The organism is Leisingera sp. ANG-M6, assembly GCF_000813905.1.
In the GTDB taxonomy this organism is placed as follows: Bacteria; Pseudomonadota; Alphaproteobacteria; order Rhodobacterales; family Rhodobacteraceae; genus Leisingera.
Window position 1 is genome coordinate 96,068 of the sequence record NZ_JWLG01000025.1, and the last position, 17,711, is coordinate 113,778.

Here is a 17,711-nt window from a genome sequence, read left to right on the forward strand (position 1 = left end):
TGCCGTCTCCGTTTGAGCAAGCCAGCTGCCGCCTATCCGCCAAAGGCATGCGCCCCCGCCAGCCGGCCGAAAACAGATCCGCTGATCAGGCCGGTCCCGCCAGGATAGTTGAAATAGAAAATGCCGCCGACCAGTTCCCCTGCCGCGAACAGGCCGGGGATCGGCGCAAGATCATTGTCCAGGACCTGCGCGCTGTCCGGGTCGATCCTCAGGCCGCCGAAGGTGAAGGTGATGCCGCAACCGACCTGGTAGGCTTCGAACGGGCCTTCGTCGATGGTGTTGGCCCAATTGGACTTCGGCACCGCCAGCCCCCGCGTCCCGCGGCCATCCTTGACGTTCGGATCAAACGGCGTGGCGGTGTCCACCGCCGCATTGTAGGCGCGGATTTCATCGAGAAAGCCCTGCGGGTCCACGCCTTCCAGCTTGTGCGCAAGCTCCTCCAGCGTCGGCGCGGTCACCTTGGTCACCCGCTTGATGCGGTATTCGTCGCGCAACAGATGGGTGACCTTGGCATCGAAAACCTGCCAGGCGAACTGGTCCGGCTGGTTCAGGATCACCCGGCCGTATTTGGCATAGGTGTAATTGCGGAAATCCGCGCCCTCATCGACAAACCGGCGGCCCGTGGCGTTCACCATCACCCCCCAGGGGTAGGAATGCTTCTGGAAACCGTCGCCGACATCCAGATCGCCGAACTCCGGCGCGTTGTAGTCCCAGCCGACCGCGTGGCAGCCCGACCAGTTGCCATAGGTGGAGGCGCCCGCCGCCATCGCCATCCTGATGCCTTCGCCGGTGTTGAAGCGGGAGCCGCGCACCCGGGCCATCTCCCAGCCGGGGCCAAGGTAGCGGGTGCGCATCTCCGGGCTGGCCTGAAAACCGCCTGAAGCAATCACCACGGAATTCGCGCGCAATTCCTGAAGTCCCCCCCTGTGGCGGACCTTGACGCCGGTGACGGCGTGGCCGTCTGTCAAAATTTCCACGGCCCGGGTTTCATAGCGGATCTCGACACCGGCCTCTTTGGCGATTCTGGTGTGGGCATCCACCAAGCCGGGGCCGCCGCCCCAGGCCTCAAGCGTTAGCCCGCCCCAGAATTTAAACGTTCCGTCGACCTTGAACGCTTGCCGCCCGTAGATCGGCATGAAGCGGATGCCCTTGCCGCGCATCCAGTGCATCGTCTCGCGAGAGGTGGTCACCAGCCGTTCGCACAGGGCCGGGTCGGTGCGGTAGCGGGTCACGCGGAACATGTCGTCAAAGAACTGCTCCTGCGTGTAGGTGCCGAAATCGGTGATGGCGATCTGCTCTTCACTCAGGTCCGGGCACAGCGCGCGGATGTCCTCCACCCCGTCATAGGCAAAGCGGATAGCGCCTGCGGTATAGCGGGAGTTGCCGCCGTTTTCCGCCTCGGGCGCGCATTCCAGCATCAGCACGCTTGCCCCTTTTTCCCGCGCGGCATGGGCGGCGCAAAAGGCCGCGTTGCCCGCGCCGATGATGATCGTGTCCCAGGTGGTCATGGTCTCAGTCCTCCTGCGGGGTATTTTCCGGGGCCTTGAACAGATCCTTGCGCAGCGTCATCAGCGCACCCGGATCAATCTTGCCTTGAATGATGGTGGTCTCGTTGCTGGCCAGCGCCGCCTCCAGCGCCGGGCCCATTTCGCCGGGGCCATCCACCCAGATGCCTCTGCCCCCGCACAGCTCCGCAAATTTGTCAAAGCGCGGCGAGGTGATCTCCGCGCCCAGCAGGCGGCCGCCGTAAAACTCCTGCTGATAGGCCTTCTCGGCCCCCCAGGCTTCGTTATCCAGAACCACCACAATGACCGGCAGCCTGTGCTGAATGGCGGTCTGGATCTCGATCATCGTGTAACCCAAGGCACCGTCGCCCATCACCGCCACCACCGGGCGCTCCGGTGCGGCCGCCTTGGCACCGATGGCCGCCGCCAGGCCAAAGCCGACCAGGCCGAAATCCAGCGGCGTGATCAGGCTCATCGGCTCGTAATGCGCCAGCCGGTCGGCGGCCTGCAGGCAGGTGTTGCCGGTGTCGAGCGTTACGATAGCGTTTTCCGGCAGTGCGGCGCGGATCTCTGCCAGCGCCCGGCGCGGGTGCATCGGCAGAGTGGCGATCCGCGCTTCTTCCGCACGTTCTTCGGCAAGGCTTTCCATATCCGCCTTGAAGGCTGCCCGCCATTCATCCGCCGCCGGTTTCGATGCCGCTGCGGTCAAGACTTCGGCTGTCAGCCGGGCATCGGCCTGAACCGCGATCTCCGCCGGGAAATAGCGGCCCACGGCAGAGCCGTCGATGTCCACATGGGCGATGCGTGTCTTTGCGCCGACATAGTCGTTGCTGTGGAACGTCGAATTGAAACCCAGCCGCGCGCCCAGCACCACCATCACATCGGCTTCCTTGGTCAGGCGGCTGGCCACCTGGTTGCCCCGCGGCCCGGCCTGGCCTGCAAACCACGGGTGGCCATGACGCATCACGTCGGCATGGCCGGTCGAGGCCACCACCGGCACCTCCAGCGTTTCCACCAAAGCGGTAAGCGCCTCGCGCCCCTGGCCCCATTTGAACCCGCCGCCCGCGAAGATTACCGGACGTTTTGCGGTGGAAAGCATGGCCGCAATGGCGCTGATGTCTTCCGGCGCCGCAGGCCCCGGGCGGGCGATGTTCACCGGCTTGGAGTCTATGGGCGCAACTTCGGCGGCAAACAGGTCGCGCGGCACATGCAGCACCACCGGCCCGCGGCGGCCCGAATTGGCCAGCCGGATCGCGTCCTCCAGCATCGGCGCCAGGCGCGAAGGATCGCTGACCATGACCGAGCGTTTCGAGATCGGTGCAAACAGCGCCACTTGGTCGACCTCCTGAAAGGTGTCCTTGGCCTGATCGGCCCGGGTGATGGCGCCTGCGATCACCACCAGCGGCGAATAGGCCAGCTGCGCCTCCGCTACGGCAGTCACGATATTGACCACACCCGGGCCTGCCTGCGCCCCCAGCACCACACCGGGGTTGCCAGTCATCCGTGCCCAGGCGTCGGCCATATGGCCCGCCGCACGCTCATCCCGTGCACCGACATAGGCAATTTCGCCGCCCTGATGCATCGCGTCGTACAGCTCCAGCATCGACCCGCCCAGCAGGCCGAACACGGTATCGATGCCATTGGCCTTCAAAACGCGGTAGACGGCCTCGCCTCCGGTGATCTTGGTGCTGATTGTGGTCATGGTCTCAATCCTCGGATCGGGGCCGCAGGTTCTGCGGGTCAAAAACTGCGTCATCATGGATGGTTACGGGGAATTCCCGGTTCAGGATCTGCACGGTCAGCCCTTCACGCGGCGTGCCCTTGCGGACAAACAGCCAGCCCAGCGACTTGCCAACCGTGTAGCCATAACCGCCGGAGGTGGTCAGGCCGACGGGCTTTCCCTCCCGCAGCACCGGCTCGCCGCCGTGGATATCAACGCCGTCAGAATACAGTTCCGCGTAGAACAGCTCCCAGCCCGGATCGCGGGGCAGCAAGGCTTCCTTGCCCAGAAACTCCCGGCCCTCCGCTGCCACAAACCGCTCCAGCCCCACATCCAGCGGCCCCGCGTCGGTGGTCAGCTCGCCGGAGGCACGATAGGCCTTCTCCATCCGCATGCCGTTGAAGGCATAAGACCCCAGATCGGCCAGCCCGTGTTTCTCTCCGGCTGCAAACAGCGCGTAGTAGAGTTCGCCGATCTGCTCCAACGGCGCGTGCAGTTCCCAGCCAAGCTCCCCCACGAAAGAGACCCGCAGCGCATAGCACGGGATGCCGGCCACGGTGATCTCCTGCCCGGACAGCCAGGGGAACGCCCGGTTCGTGAGGTCCGCATCCGTCAGCTCTGCCATGATCCGGCGCGAGGCCGGGCCGGAAAGCGCCAGCATGCCCCAGTCGTGGGTGCGGTTGATCATCTGCACGTCTTCGCCGTCACGGATGTGCGACTTGATCCAATCGAAGTCCGGGTTGCAGCGGGCGATGGGCGAGCCGGTGAAAAAGCGGTTCTCAGCTATGCGCCAGATGGTGATCTCAGTCTCGAAGCGGCCCTTTTCGGTCAGCAGGTGGTTCAGGCTCATCCGGCCGTCCTTGGCCGGGATCTTGTTGGCCGAGAGGCGGTCCAGCAGCTTGCCTGCGTCCTTGCCGGTGATCTCGAACTGGGCAAAGGCACAGAGGTCGATGACACCTGCCGCTTCACGCGTCGCCTTGGCCTCGGCCATGGCGTTGGCGTGCCAGGGCTGGTGGCCCCAGCCGATCTGCTCTACTTCGCCAACCTCGCCGAAATAGCGCGGGCGTTCCCAGCCAGCCACTTCGCCGAACACCGCACCCTTGGCGGCCAACCGGTCATACAGCGGGTGACGCTTCAGCGGCCGCAGGCTCTGGAACTGCTTGCCGGGGCAAGGGGTGTCATGGCGGCGCATGAACTCATCCTTGGTGCGCTCAACAATGAAATGATCGGTAGAGAAATTGCCATACCGGCGCGGATCAAGACCGCGGGTGTTGATCGGGGTTTCGCCATGCACCATCCAATCGGCCAGCACCTTGCCCGCGCCGCCGCCCCAGGCAAGGCCGATGGACGACCCGCAGGACAGCCAGACATTGGGCGCACCCGAGGGGCCCACCAGCATGCCGCCGTCCGGCGTATGGGTGATCGCCCCGCGCACCACGCGTTTGATGCCGAGGTCGGCCAGCACCGGCATCTTCTCAAACGCCACCATCAGAAAATCGCCGATGGAGTCGTAATCAGCCTCAAACAGCTCATTCTCCGCAGCCCAGGGCGCGCCCTGCGGCATCTCCCAGACGGTGGGGCAGACATGACCCTCGTAAATGCCGATGAGGCCCGATTTCTGCTCCTGACGGATATAGCCGCCATAGGCATTGTCGCGCATCACCGGCAGCTCCGGGCGGTCCAGAAATTCTGGCACGGTATCGGTCACCAGATAATGGTGCAGGCAGCTGACAGACGGAATTTTCAGCCCGAACCACGCCCCGACCTGGTTGGCATAAGAGCCCGCAGCGATCACCACATGCTCGGCCAGCACGTCGCCTTTTTCCGTGCGCAACAGCCACATATCCCCCTTGCGGGAGGCGCCCAGCACCTGATTGCGCCGCTCGATCCTTGCGCCGCGCGCGCGGGTGGCGGCGGCCAATGCCATAGTGACGGAGGACGGATCAATATGCCCGTCCTCATAGGTGCGCACCGCCGCCTTGACGCCGTCCACCCTGTAGAAGGGGTTCACGCGGGCGACCTCCTCGGGGCCGACCAGATCCATCGGCAGGTCCAGCAGCTTGCCGACGCCCATGATCGACTTCATCCAGTCGACCTCATCATCAGTGGTCGCAATGCGGAATCCGCCCACCTCATGCCAGCCGATGCTCTGGCCGGTTTCCCGCTCGACCCGTTTGTAGGTTTCGATCGAGGTCTTGTTGATCCAGCCCATCAACCGGCTGCCCACCGCATGGGCGATCTGTCCCGCCGCGTGCCAGGTGGAGCCTGAGGTGAGCTCCGCCTTCTCAAACAGGATCGTGTCGGTCCAGCCGTTCTCGGCCAGCTGGAACTGGGCCGCCACGCCCATGATACCGCCGCCGATGATGGCAACCTGCGTGGTGCGAAAGGTGTCAGTCATGGGCAAACGCCTCTTTGGCGGGTTTCAGCGACGCCTTGGCGGCAAAGCGGGAGCAGGCGATTTCGACCTCGAAGCCGTTCACAACTGTGTCGCTGGCAAGCTGATCCAGCGGCGCATCAATCATCGCCAGCGCAACAGACCGTCCATAGCGGTAGCTCCAGGCCGCCGAGGTGATCTGGCCCACGACATCGCCGCCGAAATAAACCGGCTCATCATGGATCGGGACCGCCTCCGGTTTGTCGAACAGCATCGAGACGATCCGGCGTTCCGGGATCTGATCCCGCAGCGCGCCCTCACCCGCGAACCCGGTGCCAAAGGCGCAGAATGCCCCCAGCCCGGCCTCCTGCGGCGTGGTGCCGGGGCCCAGTTCATGGCCAAAGGCGCGGAAACCGCTTTCGATCCGCAGCGAACCGCTGGCATAAAGCCCGGCTTGGCTTGCCCCTGCTGCCACCAGCGCCTCATAGGCCGCCATCGCCATGTCGGCAGGGATATACAGCTCATAGCCTTCCTCGCCCGTAAAGCTGAGCCGCCCGGCCCAGCCGCGCGCCAGGCCGATCTCGACGGGGGCAAACTGGAAGCGTTTCAGGTCCGGCACAGGACTGTTGGAGGTCGCCTGTAGCACCGCGCGGGCCTGAGCGCCCGCCAGGCCAAGGATTGCATAACCGCTGGTCACATCGGTGAACTCGACCTGGAAGGCGCCCTTGGTTTCCCGCATCCGTTTCAGATCGCGCACCACTTCGCCGGCGCCGGCGATCATCAGATAGGTCTCCGGCCCGTGCCGCTGCACCGTGACATCGCTTTCGATGCCGCCCTTGCGGTTCAGGATCTGGCTATAGGCTATACGGCCCTCAGGAATGTCCATCTGCGCCGCGCAGAGATGGTTGAGGAAGGCGCAGGCATCCGGCCCCTGCACCCAAATCTTGCCAAAGGCACTCTGATCCAGGATGGCGGCGCCGTTGCGGCAGGCCTCCACCTCGCGGCCCACCTGATCGCGCCAGGCAGGCACCCCGAAGGTCAGCGGCAGATGCGCCGTCTCACCGCCGAAATGCACCGCCCGCTCCCAGCCGCCGCGGCCTTCAAATCTTGCACCGGCTGCAGCCAGACCTGCGTGGATTGGGGAGCGGCGCTGGCCGCGGGCGGTCTCCATGGACCGGCCCGGATAGGGGTTGTCGTAATGGCGGCCCAGCACCTCGGGAATACGGGCCTCCAGCGCGCCCAGCACGTTCATCTCCGGGCTGAAGCGGCGGATGTCGGCCTCGTTCAGATCCATCGTTGGCTCGCCCGCGATGATCCACTCGGCCATCGCGCGCCCTGCGCCGCCAGCCAGCGCGATGCCAGTGGAATTCATGCCGCCCATCAGGAACAACCCCGGCACCTCTGGGCTTTCACCCAGCATGAACTGGCTGTCGAGGGTGAAGCTTTCCGGCCCGTTCAACAGCATTCGCACCTCGGCCTTCTCCAAGGCCGGAATGCGGCGCAGGGCGTTTTCCATCATCGGCATGAAGTGGTCCCAGTCCTCATCCAGGAGGTCAAAGGAAAAGTCCCTGGGCAGCCGGTCCAAGGGCAGCCCCTTGGCCTGCGGTTCGAAACAGCCGACCAGCAGCCCCTCCACATCGTCACGGGCATAAAGAAACGCGTCCTGATCGTTCAGCGTCGGCAGATGCGCGCCCTTGCCGAGCGCCTGCACCTCCTGCAATGGCTTGGTCAGGATGTAGAAATGCTCGCAGGCAAAGAGCGGCATATGCGCCCCCGCCATCGCCGCAACCTCGCGGGACCAGAGGCCGCAGGCAATGACCACCTCGTCGGCTTCGATCAGATGCTCACCCACCTCGACGCCGGAAATGCGCCCGCCCTTCTTCTGCAGCCCGGTGACGGTGGTATCCTCAAATATCTGCACACCACGCGCCCGTGCGCCCTTGGACAGTGCCAGCGCAACGTCAGAAGGATTCACACGGCCGTCCGCAGGCGACCAGACCGCACCGATTACATCGCTTGTCTCGATCAGCGGCCATAGCTCCTTGGCGCGGGCTGCATCCACCACCTCGGCCTCCAGGCCAAAGGCACGGCCCAGCGACACCTGGCGCTTGATATTGGTCAGCCGGTCCGGGTTGGTCGCCAGCGTCAGCGAGCCTGTCTGGGTCCAGCCGGTGGCCTGGCCGGTCTCCACTTCCAGCGCGCCATACAGGTCGATCGAGTAGTTGATCAGCCTGGTCAGCGTCGCCGAGGGCCGCAGCCGGCGCACCAGCCCCGCCGCGTGCCAAGTGGTGCCGCTGGTCAGTTTGGAGCGCTCCAGCACCACGATATCCGTCCGCCCTTCGCGGGCCAGGTGGTATGCGATGGAACAGCCGATGACGCCGCCGCCGATGATCACGGTGCGGGCGCGGGATGGCAGGGTCATTGCAGCACTCCGTCCTGAACAAGCGCGGCAAACACCGCATCAAAGGCGTCCAGCGCCTCGTCTATCAGTTCCGGGGTATGCGCCGCGGAGGTCACGCAGGAGGTATGGCTCATCAAATCCACACCGCGCGCCAGCAGGCCGCAGCGCAGGCCCGCCACCAAGGCAGGCGGCACGCTGCGGATTTCAGCCGGGCTCAGCCCCGCCGGGTCTGCTGCGCCGAACAGCAGGTGGCAGGTTGAGCTTTCGCCATAGGCGCATCCCGTGATGCCGTGCCGCGCCATCACTGCATTGACGCCGCTGCGCAGACGCTCTGCCATGTTATCGGCCTGTGCCTGCACCTCTCCGGTGGCCAGCAGAGGCATCGCAGCACAGGCGGCCGCGGCAATCAGCGGGGAGCCGTTGAAGGTTCCCTTGTGGCTGACCGGCGGCGACAGCCCGTCCCGCGCGGCTGCGTTGTTCATCAGCTCCATGAGGTCCGCACGCCCGCAAACGGCCCCGCCCGGCAGGCCGCCGGTCACCACTTTGGCCAGCGTTGTCAGGTCCGGCACGATGCTGTCGCGCGCCTGCCGCCCGCCGGGCGACCAGCGCAGGCCGGTGATGATCTCATCAAAGATCAGCACCGCCCCGGCAGCCCGGGCCGCATCATGCAAAGCGCGCAATGTTTCCACGGACAGCGGCACCGAACCGTAATTCGCCCCGGAGGCCTCGATAATCACGGTGCCGATGCTGTTGTCCTGCAGGGCGGCTTGCATCGCCTGCGGATCGGCCGCGCAGACTTCCACCAGGCCGTTCACCGCATCTGGCACCCCCAGGGACGCGGCCTGCAAACTGCCCGCCTTGGCACCTTTGAGCGCATGGTCGTGCCAGCCGTGGTAATGGCCGTCGACCCTCAGAACCCGATCCTTGCCGGACCAGGCGCGGCCCAGCCGCATCGCCAGCATCGTTGCCTCGCTGCCAGATGCGGTGAAACGGGTGCGTTCGGCGCAGGGAAACAGCCGGTTGACCCATTCCGCCCATTCGGTCTCGGCCGCGTGGCAATCGGCGCTGAAAATCGCTTGGTCGGCCTGCCGCTGCAGCGCCTCGACAACCGCGGGGTGGCCGTGGCCCAGCATCTGGCTGGCCGATCCCATCTTGAAATCAATGTAGCGGCGCCCCTCCGCATCCCATTTCTCGGCACCTGCGGCGCGTTCGATATAGATGGGGTGCGGCGCGCGGTAGCGCAGCTCGTGGCTGACCCCGCCCGGCAGCGCCGCCCGGGCGCGGCTGCTCAGTTCGCTGTTGCTCATGCGGGCCTGCCAATCTGTTCACGGGAAAGCCGGATATCAAACACCGCGCGCAGCGCGCGGTCGGTCTCATCTCTGACATGCTGCGGAAAATGCGTGCCCAGAATTTCACGGGCCGTGTCCCGCGCGGCGTCGCCAACCGGCCGGGCGCCAGCCTCCTGCCATTCGCGCGGGGACCGGCGGTCGCCGATGTGCGGATAGAAGTAGTCTGATTTCATCCGCTCAAACGTGTGCTGTTCCCCCAGATAATGACCTTCGCCGCGGCACACCTGGGCGATCACATCCGCGGCAGTGTTTTCCGGCGTGGCCTCAACCCCGCGGATCGTGCGCAAGATGTTTCCCAGCAGGTCATTGTCGCTGACATAGGCCGCATGGCTGACGCCCAGCAGGCTCGCCTGCATGCCCGCCGCCTGGGTCACAATGTTGGACCCTGCATGGGCGGCCATCGCAACGGCCAGCGATTTCTCGGCGCCGTATTGCGCGTCCAGGCATTTGGAATCGGTGATCCCTGCGATAGAGGAAACCGGCAGGCCGAAATGCCGCCCCATCTGCGCCGCGCCCGCCATCAGGATTGCCTGCTCGCCGCCGCCGCCGCACATCGACCCGGTGCGCAGATCGGCCACCAGGGGCTTGGGGGCAAAGATCGCCTTGGCCTCCGTGTCCACCAGCCGGGCAAAAACCAGCCCGGCCAATGTTTCGGCAACCGCCTGCACCAGCGACCCGGCGATTGTGGCGGGGCTGGTTGCCCCGGCCTGGCCAGCGCTGATCAGCTGCACCGGGAACCCTGCCTTTATGGCGGCCTCCAGCACCTCGCAGGCCTCCTCGGCAAAGCGCATCGGCGGCACCACATGGCAGACCATCACCGTCAGGAAGGGTCGCGCCCGGAACGCGGCCTCGCCGCCGGCGATTTGGTAGCAAAGCTCCGCGATTGGCCGCACGTTCTCCGGTGCGCTGATTGAGATCGAAACATGCTTGGAGGTGCCCATCAGGCAGGCATAGGCGGTGTTCAGGTCCATCACCGCGTTGTCCTCGATGTCGCGTGCCACCACCGAGCGGCTGAAATGGTGGATGTTCTCCATCCGGTCGACAATCCGCGCTGCGTCATAGAGGTCCGCCAGCGTGGAGTCGCGGTAGGCCCCGGTGTCGAGGTCGAACACCCCCGGCGCCGCCCCGCCCGTCGACATGTGGACCCGCGCACCACTGATCTGCAGATCGTTTTCCGGCTCCTGGCCGCACAGCGTGAACGCCTTCCGCGCACCCTCCACGGCCCAGTGCACCAACACCCGCGGAAACAGCAGCCTGCGGTCTTCGGTCAGCCGCCCGCCGGCGCTGCAGACCTTGTCAATCACGGACGGAATGGCCTGGCTCAGCCCCAGCGTTTCCAGAAGCGACAGCGCCGTTTCCTCCACCAGCGCTACCTCCTCCGGCGCAAGCGGTTTCAGCCGCCCGCCTTCAACGCCGGGCCAGACCGGCGAAACGCTGCCAGCTTCCTCAGCTTCAAGGAGGCGTTCCTTACGCCCCCGCCTTCGTTTTCCGGATGCCGCCATTTCATGAGCCCAGCTAACTTCTTTCAAACGGTGCCCCTTGAAACGCCCATTTACAAATGGTCATTGCTCAGCAACTAATGAGCTGTACTCATCTATGGATTCCGCATGCTGCCGTCTCTCTCCGCCCTGCGCGCCTTCGAAGCCGCCGCCAGCACGGGCAGCTTCCGCGCTGCGGCGGAGCTTCTGTCCGTAACCCCCACCGCAATCAGCCACCACATCCGCGGCCTCGAGGAGCAGCTTGGCACCAAGCTGTTCAAACGCTCCGGGCGCGATGTGGTGCTGACCGAGGACGGGCAGCGGCTGGCGGAAACGGCGGTTCAGGCCTTTGGCATGCTCGAGGATGCGGTCCGCGCGCTCCGGCGCACCACCCGCAGGACCGTGCGCATTGCCGCCGGCCCCATTTTCACCGCCCGCTGGCTGATGCCGCGGATCAGCAATTTCTGGGAACAGCACCCCGGAACCGGGCTGGAAGTGGTGCCGACGTATCAGCCCGGCGCGCAGGACCGCGAAAACGTGGATATCGTGATCCGCTGGGAACGCATATCGGAGATGCCCGAGGGGGCCGTCAAACTGCTTGAACTCAGCCCGGTGGCGATTGCCTCAGAGGCTTTCCTCACCCGGTTCGGCCCCGTGGAAACACCGGCAGACCTCCTGCACATGCCGTTGCTGCACCAACGGAATCATTGGGGCTGGCTGGACTGGTTTTCAGCCATGGGCGTGCGGGTTCCGGACACCTTGCGCGGGCCGGTGTTTGAAGACGCCAATGTTCTGCTGCGCGGCGCGGCCGAAGGCCAGGGCGTGATCGTCGGATGGCTGCCGCTGATTGATCAGGATCTGGCTGAAGGCAGAGTGGTGCGCCTGTTCGGCGAAGACATCACACCTACCCACGGGTATTTCCTGGACGTGCGCAAAGGCAGCCACATGCGCCGCCAGACACAGCTCGCCATTGAATGGCTGACAGCCCAAAGCACCCAGGCTGATTTTGCCCGCTGCTGAAACCCTTTTGTTATTTGCCTCGGCCAAGCCGGCTTGTTTGTATGGGCTGACGAACGCCCAATGCCAGCTACTCTTTTAGAACATAAGCAAAAACGCTGGTATTGCGGACATTCAATCACTTTCGGGCGATGGCCACTTTGCTTCGTTTCTTGTGAATTCAGCGACGGGTCTTCGCCGCGGTCTGCATGAATGACCGGTTCTGCCAATGCGTGGCGGCACCGAACTTCACACGTTTGCAGCATTCCGGTTGCTGTGTGCGCACGCAGCGAGGATTTCGAATATTCAGTTTGGGTTCAAACCGGTGTTTGCTGCGCAAGGCGTGAATGGCGGCAGGATGCAGCAAGGCCTGCCGCCAGAGGTGATCCGCCCGAAGGCGGACCATTTGGTATGAGCCTCAGCCGACGATCATCTGCTTCATGCGCAGGGCTTCGTATTCCAGCTCCTTCAGACGGAAGTTCACCACGTCGCCGACGGTGATCATGCCCGCCAGCTTGCCGTCCTTCAGAACCGGCAGGTGGCGGAAGCGGCCCTCGTTCATCACCTTGGCCACATCAATCAGCAGGTCGTCCGGCGCGCAGGTCTTGACCTCGCGGGTCATGATCTCCTCGACCAGTTGCGGCAGGGTGTGGCCCGGGGTGTCTGCCAGGCGGCGCACGATGTCGCGTTCCGACAGGATGCCCTGCAGCGCGCCGTTCTGGTCGGTGACCACCAGCGCGCCGATGCGTTTTGCCTTCAGCGCCTCGACCGCGTGGCCGACCGTATCGTTGGGGCGGATCGCAAAGATCGCGTCGCCCTTGGCCTCCAGCAAACTGGCGACGGTCGACTGGCCGTGCGACAAATTCGACTCGGGCGATTGGCTGTGGCTTTCCTGCCCGGCCTTGTCGCCCCGGGTGGGAGGCTGGTATGAGAACGGTGCCATGCGCGGGGTTTCCTCCTGTATCCTGCATCAGGTCATACCCCCATCTTAGCGGCGGATTATGATCCGGAAAGGGGCGAAATGACGCGAGCGCTAACAACAGCGGAAAAACAACATGTTCGAAAGCCTCTACCTGACCCCCGTGACCGGCGCGCTGACCGTGTTCCTGGTGGTTGTCTGCGGCCACCTGTACCGGCAGAACTGGAAGAGTGAAGCACCCAACGCGCGCTTCCGGGCCTGGCTGTACGGGCTGCCTGCCGCGGTGGGCCTCTTGGCACTGGCCTTTCTGCCCTTGAAGTTCTGAGGCCTGCCCCGGCGCTCCGTTTGACTCTGGCGCGGGGCAGGGGCATAGCTGCGCCAGTTTTGCTGCCGGAGGTTGCCGAATGCCCAGCCTGATGCCCAGAAAGGTCCTGATCGCCCTGACCCTGCCCGCGGTGCTGGCGGTGACTGGCTGCTGGTTCGATAGCGCGCCGGAGGAGGTGCGGCTGACGGGTGAAACCATGGGCACCACCTACAGCGTGATTGCCATTGGCGAGGATCTGGACCAGGAGGCGCTGGGTTCAGCCGTAGAGGGCACCCTGGCGTCGGTCAATGCCAAGATGTCGAATTGGGATCCGGCGTCTGAGGTCTCCACCTTTTCTGCCGAGCGCAGCACCGCGCCGGTGCGGGTGTCGCCGGAGTTTGCCCATGTGCTGGCGGCGGCGAATGATGTGCACGCCAAGACCGGCGGCAAGTTCGATGTGACCCTCGGCCCGCTGATCGAGCTGTGGGGCTTTGGCCCGCGCAAGCCCGAGGACCCGGTGCCATCGGATGCGGCTATTGCCAAGGCGCTGGAGGGCGTTGGGCAAGCACGGCTGCTGATGCTGGACGCTGAAGCCGGGACGCTCAGAAAATCCGCGCCGGAAACCGGCATCAACCTGTCGGCCATTGCCAAGGGCTATGGCGTGGATGCGGTGGCGGAAGCGCTGCAGGGGTTTGGCGTCGAGCATTACATGGTCGAGATCGGCGGGGATCTGGTGACCAAGGGCGAAAACGCCAAGGGCGAAGCCTGGCGCATCGGCATCGAGAAACCGGATGCGGCGGCGCAGACCGTGCAGCTGATCGTGCCGGTCAGCAACCATGGGCTGGCGACCTCCGGCGATTACCGCAATTACTTCGAGTATGAGGGGACCCGTTATTCCCACATCCTTGATCCGGTGGCGGGGCGGCCGGTGACACATGCGACCACTTCGGTCACAGTGATTGCAGAAAACGCCATGCTGGCCGATGCCTGGGCCACCGCAATGCTGGTTCTGGGCCGCGAAAACGGGCTGAAGCTGGCCGAGCAGCATAAACTTGCCGTGTTTTTCATTGATCGGGACGTGCAAGCCGGGCCGGATGCCTATATGACAGCGGCAAGCAGCGCCTTTGAGGCGTTAACCGCCAACTGACACCGCGCACCAAGCCATCCTGCGAGGGACCACTTTATGAGCACCTTTCTTCTGGCCTTCATCCTGCTGCTGATCGTCACCCTGGGCATGTCGCTGGGGGTCATACTGATGGGCAAGAAGATCAAAGGCAGCTGCGGCGGCCTGAATGCGATTTCAGGTGCCGACAAATGCGTGGTCTGCTCCAAGGACATCGACCCCGACAGCCCGCTGCGTGACAAGCTGCAGTGCAAGCGCGCCCGCAAGATGGTCGAGCAGATGGAACGCGAAGCGCAGCAGGCCTGAGGCCGGCTGCCGCGTCTGCGCTGCAGGGCTGGCCTAGTCTGGCTTCTTAACCAGAACCACCGCGCTGTCCGGATCCTGGTGCGGCGCCCAGCCCTTGCCCAGGGAGATCTGCAGGCGGGCCCAGGCCAGCGCCAGGTCGCGCCGGGCTGTGATCAGGCTCAGCTCATTGTCGCGCAGGGCTTCTTCTGTGTTCAAGAGATCGAACAGGGTGATTTCATTGGCCTTGAAGGTTTCACGCGCCAGATCGGCGACCTTGGAACCGAGGTTGACCGCCCGCGCCTGGGCAGCGGTGCGTTCACGGGCGGCGCGCAGGTTGCTTTGCTGCGACTGGACCTCCTCAACCGCAGTGCGCACGGATGTTCGGTAGTCATACTGCGCGGCCTTGGCCTCGGCCATCGCGCTTTGGTGGAAGGCGCGCAGGACCGGCCTGTTGAACAGCGGCAGGTTCAGCGCCGGGCCGATGGAATAAAGGTCATCCACGCCGCGTATGGCCTGAACCGATCCGGTGATTTCCAGCGAAGGATAGAGTTCTGCCTCGGTGACGCCGATGTTCGCGGTGGCGCCGCGCAGCTGGGCCTCGGCCAGCAGCACGTCGGGGCGGTTGCGCAGCAGGGTGGCGGGCACGCCCAGTTCCGGCTGGGTAGCGGGGGAGGGCTGGCCGGAGCTGCCCTGCATCATCGCAAAAACCTCTGACGCATCGCGGTCCAGCAGCGTGGCCAGGGCATAGACCGAGGATTCGTAGCTGGCGATGAAGGCTGGCAGGTCCGCCTTGGCGCTGGCGACCTGCAGCTTGGTGCGTTCCAGGTCCAGTGCCAGCACGGCACGGGCTTCTTTCAGCTCCTCCACCGTTTGCAGGATCTGCTGGCGCAGCTGGATGGTCTTGCGGGTGACCGCGGCACCGCGCTGAAAGAAGCGGGCCTGGATATAGGTGCGGGTAATGGCGTCGATCACCGCCAGCCGGGTGGTGGCCAGCTGGTAGAATTGGGCATCACGGTCCGCCACGGCCCGTTCGGAGCGGCGCTGGAACTCGCCGAACAGATCAAAGACATAGGTGGCGCCAACGGCGGCGGTGTCGGTGCTGGTGGAGCCGTCCTGCGATTCGCGGCGCGAGAAGATCGAGCTGGCCTCCAGATCGCCGCTGACCTGCTGCGGGCGGCCTGATCCCCGGCGCAGGGCTTCTGCTGCGATCAGCCGTTCCTTGGCGGCCTTGAGGCCGAGGTTCTGCTGCAGGCCTGCCGCAACCAGCCGGTTCAGCGCAGGGTCGTTCAAGCCCTGCCACCAGGTCTCAGACGCCCCCTTGGCGGTGGCATAGCTGCGGGATTGGTAATAGCTGACCGGCACCGCGAAATCGGGGCGGTGGTAGTCGATGCCGACAACGGTACAGCCGCACAGGAACGTGCCTGCCAGCAGCACGGACCGTGCTGTCCAATGGGGTTTGCTCATATTCTGCCTCTGGGCGCCCTTTTTGGCGGGCTTTCGGACAACATAGCCAAGGCGGGAACCGGCCGCGAAGCGGTTCCGGCTTGCAATGGAGTCTTTCCCGGCTACTGATGCGTGCATCCCACAGCCTGAAAATGTCGAAATAATGCCAGCCCGGTGACGGTTTTGGCCTATCCTGTACGCGGGAAGCCGGGCAGGCTGCCGGATCAATGCCGCTGTCTGGAACTCCTGGCAGCATCCGCCGCAGGCAGAGGGTCCGCGCCTCTGCCCCGGTCTCAACCGCATATGCGACGCAACAGTGAGAACAACCTGATGGACCTGCAAAAATTCTATATCGGCGGCGCCTGGGTGACGCCGCATTCGGCCCGCGAGTTTCCGGTGCTGAACCCGGCCACGGAAGAGCGGATCGGCACCATCATCCTGGGGGATGAGCAGGATGTGAACGCCGCGGTTGCAGCGGCCAAGGCGGCGTTTGAGAGTTTTTCGCAGACCTCCCGCGCCGAACGGATTGCGCTGCTGGAGCGCCTGCTGGAGATCAGCAGGGACCGGCGCGAGGAGCTGGCGCAGGCGATGAGCGCAGAGATGGGGGCGCCGGTTACCATGGCGCGGGACGCGCAGGCCGATTCGGGCATCGGGCACCTGGAGGGCATTCTGGAGGCACTGAAGACGCAGGAGCTGCGTGAGACCCTGCCCAATGGCGATATTCTGGTGCGCGAGCCTATCGGCGTCTGCGGGCTGATCACGCCCTGGAACTGGCCGGTTAACCAGATCGCGCTGAAGGTTTTGCCGGCGCTGGCGACGGGCAGCACCTGCGTGCTGAAGCCATCAGAGCACACGCCCATGTCCGCCGCCGTTTATGCGCAGATGATCCATGACGCGGGCTATCCGGCAGGCGTCTTCAACCTGATCCACGGCGACGGGCCGACGGTGGGCGCGGGCCTGTCGCGGCATGTGGACGTTGACATGATGTCCTTCACCGGCTCGACCCGGGCCGGCATAGCGGTCTCCAAGGATGCGGCCGAAACGGTGAAGCGGGTGACGCTGGAACTGGGCGGCAAGTCTCCGAACCTGGTGTTCGCGGATGCTGACCTTGAGGAGAAGGTCACTGCCTCGGTGCTGGAGTGCATGTATAACACCGGCCAGAGCTGCGATGCGCCGACCCGGATGCTGGTGGAGCGCAGCTGTTACGATCAGGTGCTGGAGATTGCCAGGGCAGCCGCGGAGGGCCAGGCTGTGGGCGACCCGAGTCAGGAGGGCGATCACATCGGCCCGATGTTCGACCGCATCCAATACGACCGGGTGCAGACCATGATCCAGAAAGGTATCGACGAAGGTGCCACCCTGCTGGCGGGTGGTCTGGGCCGGCCCGAGGGGCTGGACAAGGGCTGGTATGTGCGCCCCACCGTCTTTGCCGGTGTGACCAACGATATGGTCATCGCGCAGCAGGAGATTTTTGGCCCGGTGCTGGTGATCATCCCGTTTGAGGACGAGGAAGACGCCATCCGCATTGCCAATGACACGCCTTACGGGCTGGCGGCCTATTTGCAGACCGGCGATCCGGAGCGGGCCGAGCGTGTTGCCGCCCGTTTGCGCGCAGGCGCAGTGCATATCAATGGCGGCGGCTTCAACTACGGCTCGCCCTTTGGCGGCTACAAGCAATCCGGCAACGGCCGCGAAGGCGGCATGCTGGGGCTGGAGGATTATCAGGAAGTGAAAACCCTGCATTTCGGCTGAGAAGCCCTTCCTCCCGGCGGGAAACTGCCGGGAGGGGTGCCGCCATTGGCCTGTCAGATGCC

The 17,711-nt window shown here is 64.8% G+C and carries 13 protein-coding genes; 5 read left to right on the forward strand and 8 right to left on the reverse strand.

Annotation, left to right across the window (positions count from 1 at the left end; genetic code table 11):
- Positions 1 to 32 precede the first annotated feature (32 nt).
- The 6 genes from tcuA to RA24_RS19940 are packed head-to-tail and all read right to left on the reverse strand — an operon-like array spanning position 33 to position 10,851.
- Positions 33 to 1,508, reverse strand: coding sequence for an FAD-dependent tricarballylate dehydrogenase TcuA (gene tcuA / locus RA24_RS19915; protein WP_039193834.1), 1,476 nt, complete (start codon positions 1,506 to 1,508; stop codon positions 33 to 35).
- Positions 1,509 to 1,512: 4 nt separating this feature from the next.
- A complete protein-coding gene (locus RA24_RS19920; RefSeq protein ID WP_039193835.1) occupies positions 1,513 to 3,207 on the reverse strand; it encodes a thiamine pyrophosphate-binding protein in 1,695 nt (564 codons plus the stop codon).
- A 4-nt stretch (positions 3,208 to 3,211) separates the two neighbouring features.
- Positions 3,212 to 5,623, reverse strand: coding sequence for a GcvT family protein (locus tag RA24_RS19925; protein WP_039193838.1), 2,412 nt, complete (start codon positions 5,621 to 5,623; stop codon positions 3,212 to 3,214).
- Positions 5,616 to 8,021 carry a GcvT family protein gene (locus RA24_RS19930; RefSeq protein ID WP_039193840.1) on the reverse strand — a complete coding sequence of 802 codons (2,406 nt, stop codon included), beginning with the start codon at positions 8,019 to 8,021 and terminating at the stop codon, positions 5,616 to 5,618. Before RA24_RS19930 ends, RA24_RS19925 begins: the two co-directional genes overlap by 8 nt.
- Complete coding sequence (locus RA24_RS19935; protein WP_039193843.1) at positions 8,018 to 9,307, reverse strand: aspartate aminotransferase family protein; 1,290 nt, start codon at positions 9,305 to 9,307, stop codon at positions 8,018 to 8,020. Before RA24_RS19935 ends, RA24_RS19930 begins: the two co-directional genes overlap by 4 nt.
- The gene (locus tag RA24_RS19940; protein ID WP_039193845.1) at positions 9,304 to 10,851 is read right to left on the reverse strand and encodes a trimethylamine methyltransferase family protein; all 1,548 of its coding nucleotides are present in this window, start codon (positions 10,849 to 10,851) and stop codon (positions 9,304 to 9,306) included. Before RA24_RS19940 ends, RA24_RS19935 begins: the two co-directional genes overlap by 4 nt.
- 105 nt (positions 10,852 to 10,956) lie before the next feature.
- Here RA24_RS19940 and RA24_RS19945 point away from each other — a divergent pair, with 105 nt between their 5' ends.
- A complete protein-coding gene (locus RA24_RS19945) occupies positions 10,957 to 11,847 on the forward strand; it encodes a LysR substrate-binding domain-containing protein (RefSeq protein ID WP_039193848.1) in 891 nt (296 codons plus the stop codon).
- 394 nt (positions 11,848 to 12,241) lie between these two features.
- Here RA24_RS19945 and RA24_RS19955 read toward each other — a convergent pair whose 3' ends face one another.
- Positions 12,242 to 12,766: a CBS domain-containing protein gene (locus RA24_RS19955; protein WP_019296964.1), complete on the reverse strand. Its 525-nt coding sequence runs from the start codon at positions 12,764 to 12,766 to the stop codon at positions 12,242 to 12,244.
- Positions 12,767 to 12,878: 112 nt separating this feature from the next.
- Between RA24_RS19955 and RA24_RS19960 the strand changes: the two genes are divergently transcribed.
- The 3 genes from RA24_RS19960 (at position 12,879) to nqrM (ending at position 14,475) form a co-directional block, all read left to right on the forward strand.
- Entirely contained in the window at positions 12,879 to 13,067 is a 189-nt protein-coding gene (locus RA24_RS19960) for a hypothetical protein (protein WP_019296965.1), read from the forward strand.
- Between the two features lie 79 nt (positions 13,068 to 13,146).
- Positions 13,147 to 14,193, forward strand: coding sequence for an FAD:protein FMN transferase (locus tag RA24_RS19965; protein WP_082020407.1), 1,047 nt, complete (start codon positions 13,147 to 13,149; stop codon positions 14,191 to 14,193).
- A gap of 36 nt (positions 14,194 to 14,229) precedes the next feature.
- Entirely contained in the window at positions 14,230 to 14,475 is a 246-nt protein-coding gene (gene nqrM / locus RA24_RS19970) for a (Na+)-NQR maturation NqrM (protein WP_019296967.1), read from the forward strand.
- A gap of 33 nt (positions 14,476 to 14,508) precedes the next feature.
- Here nqrM and RA24_RS19975 read toward each other — a convergent pair whose 3' ends face one another.
- Positions 14,509 to 15,918, reverse strand: a complete 1,410-nt coding sequence (locus RA24_RS19975; protein ID WP_039193851.1) for an efflux transporter outer membrane subunit — start codon at positions 15,916 to 15,918, stop codon at positions 14,509 to 14,511.
- Positions 15,919 to 16,200: 282 nt separating this feature from the next.
- On the opposite strand from RA24_RS19975, the gene RA24_RS19980 reads away from it, so the two are divergent.
- Positions 16,201 to 17,649: an aldehyde dehydrogenase family protein gene (locus RA24_RS19980; protein ID WP_241480977.1), complete on the forward strand. Its 1,449-nt coding sequence runs from the start codon at positions 16,201 to 16,203 to the stop codon at positions 17,647 to 17,649.
- Positions 17,650 to 17,711 lie beyond the last annotated feature (62 nt).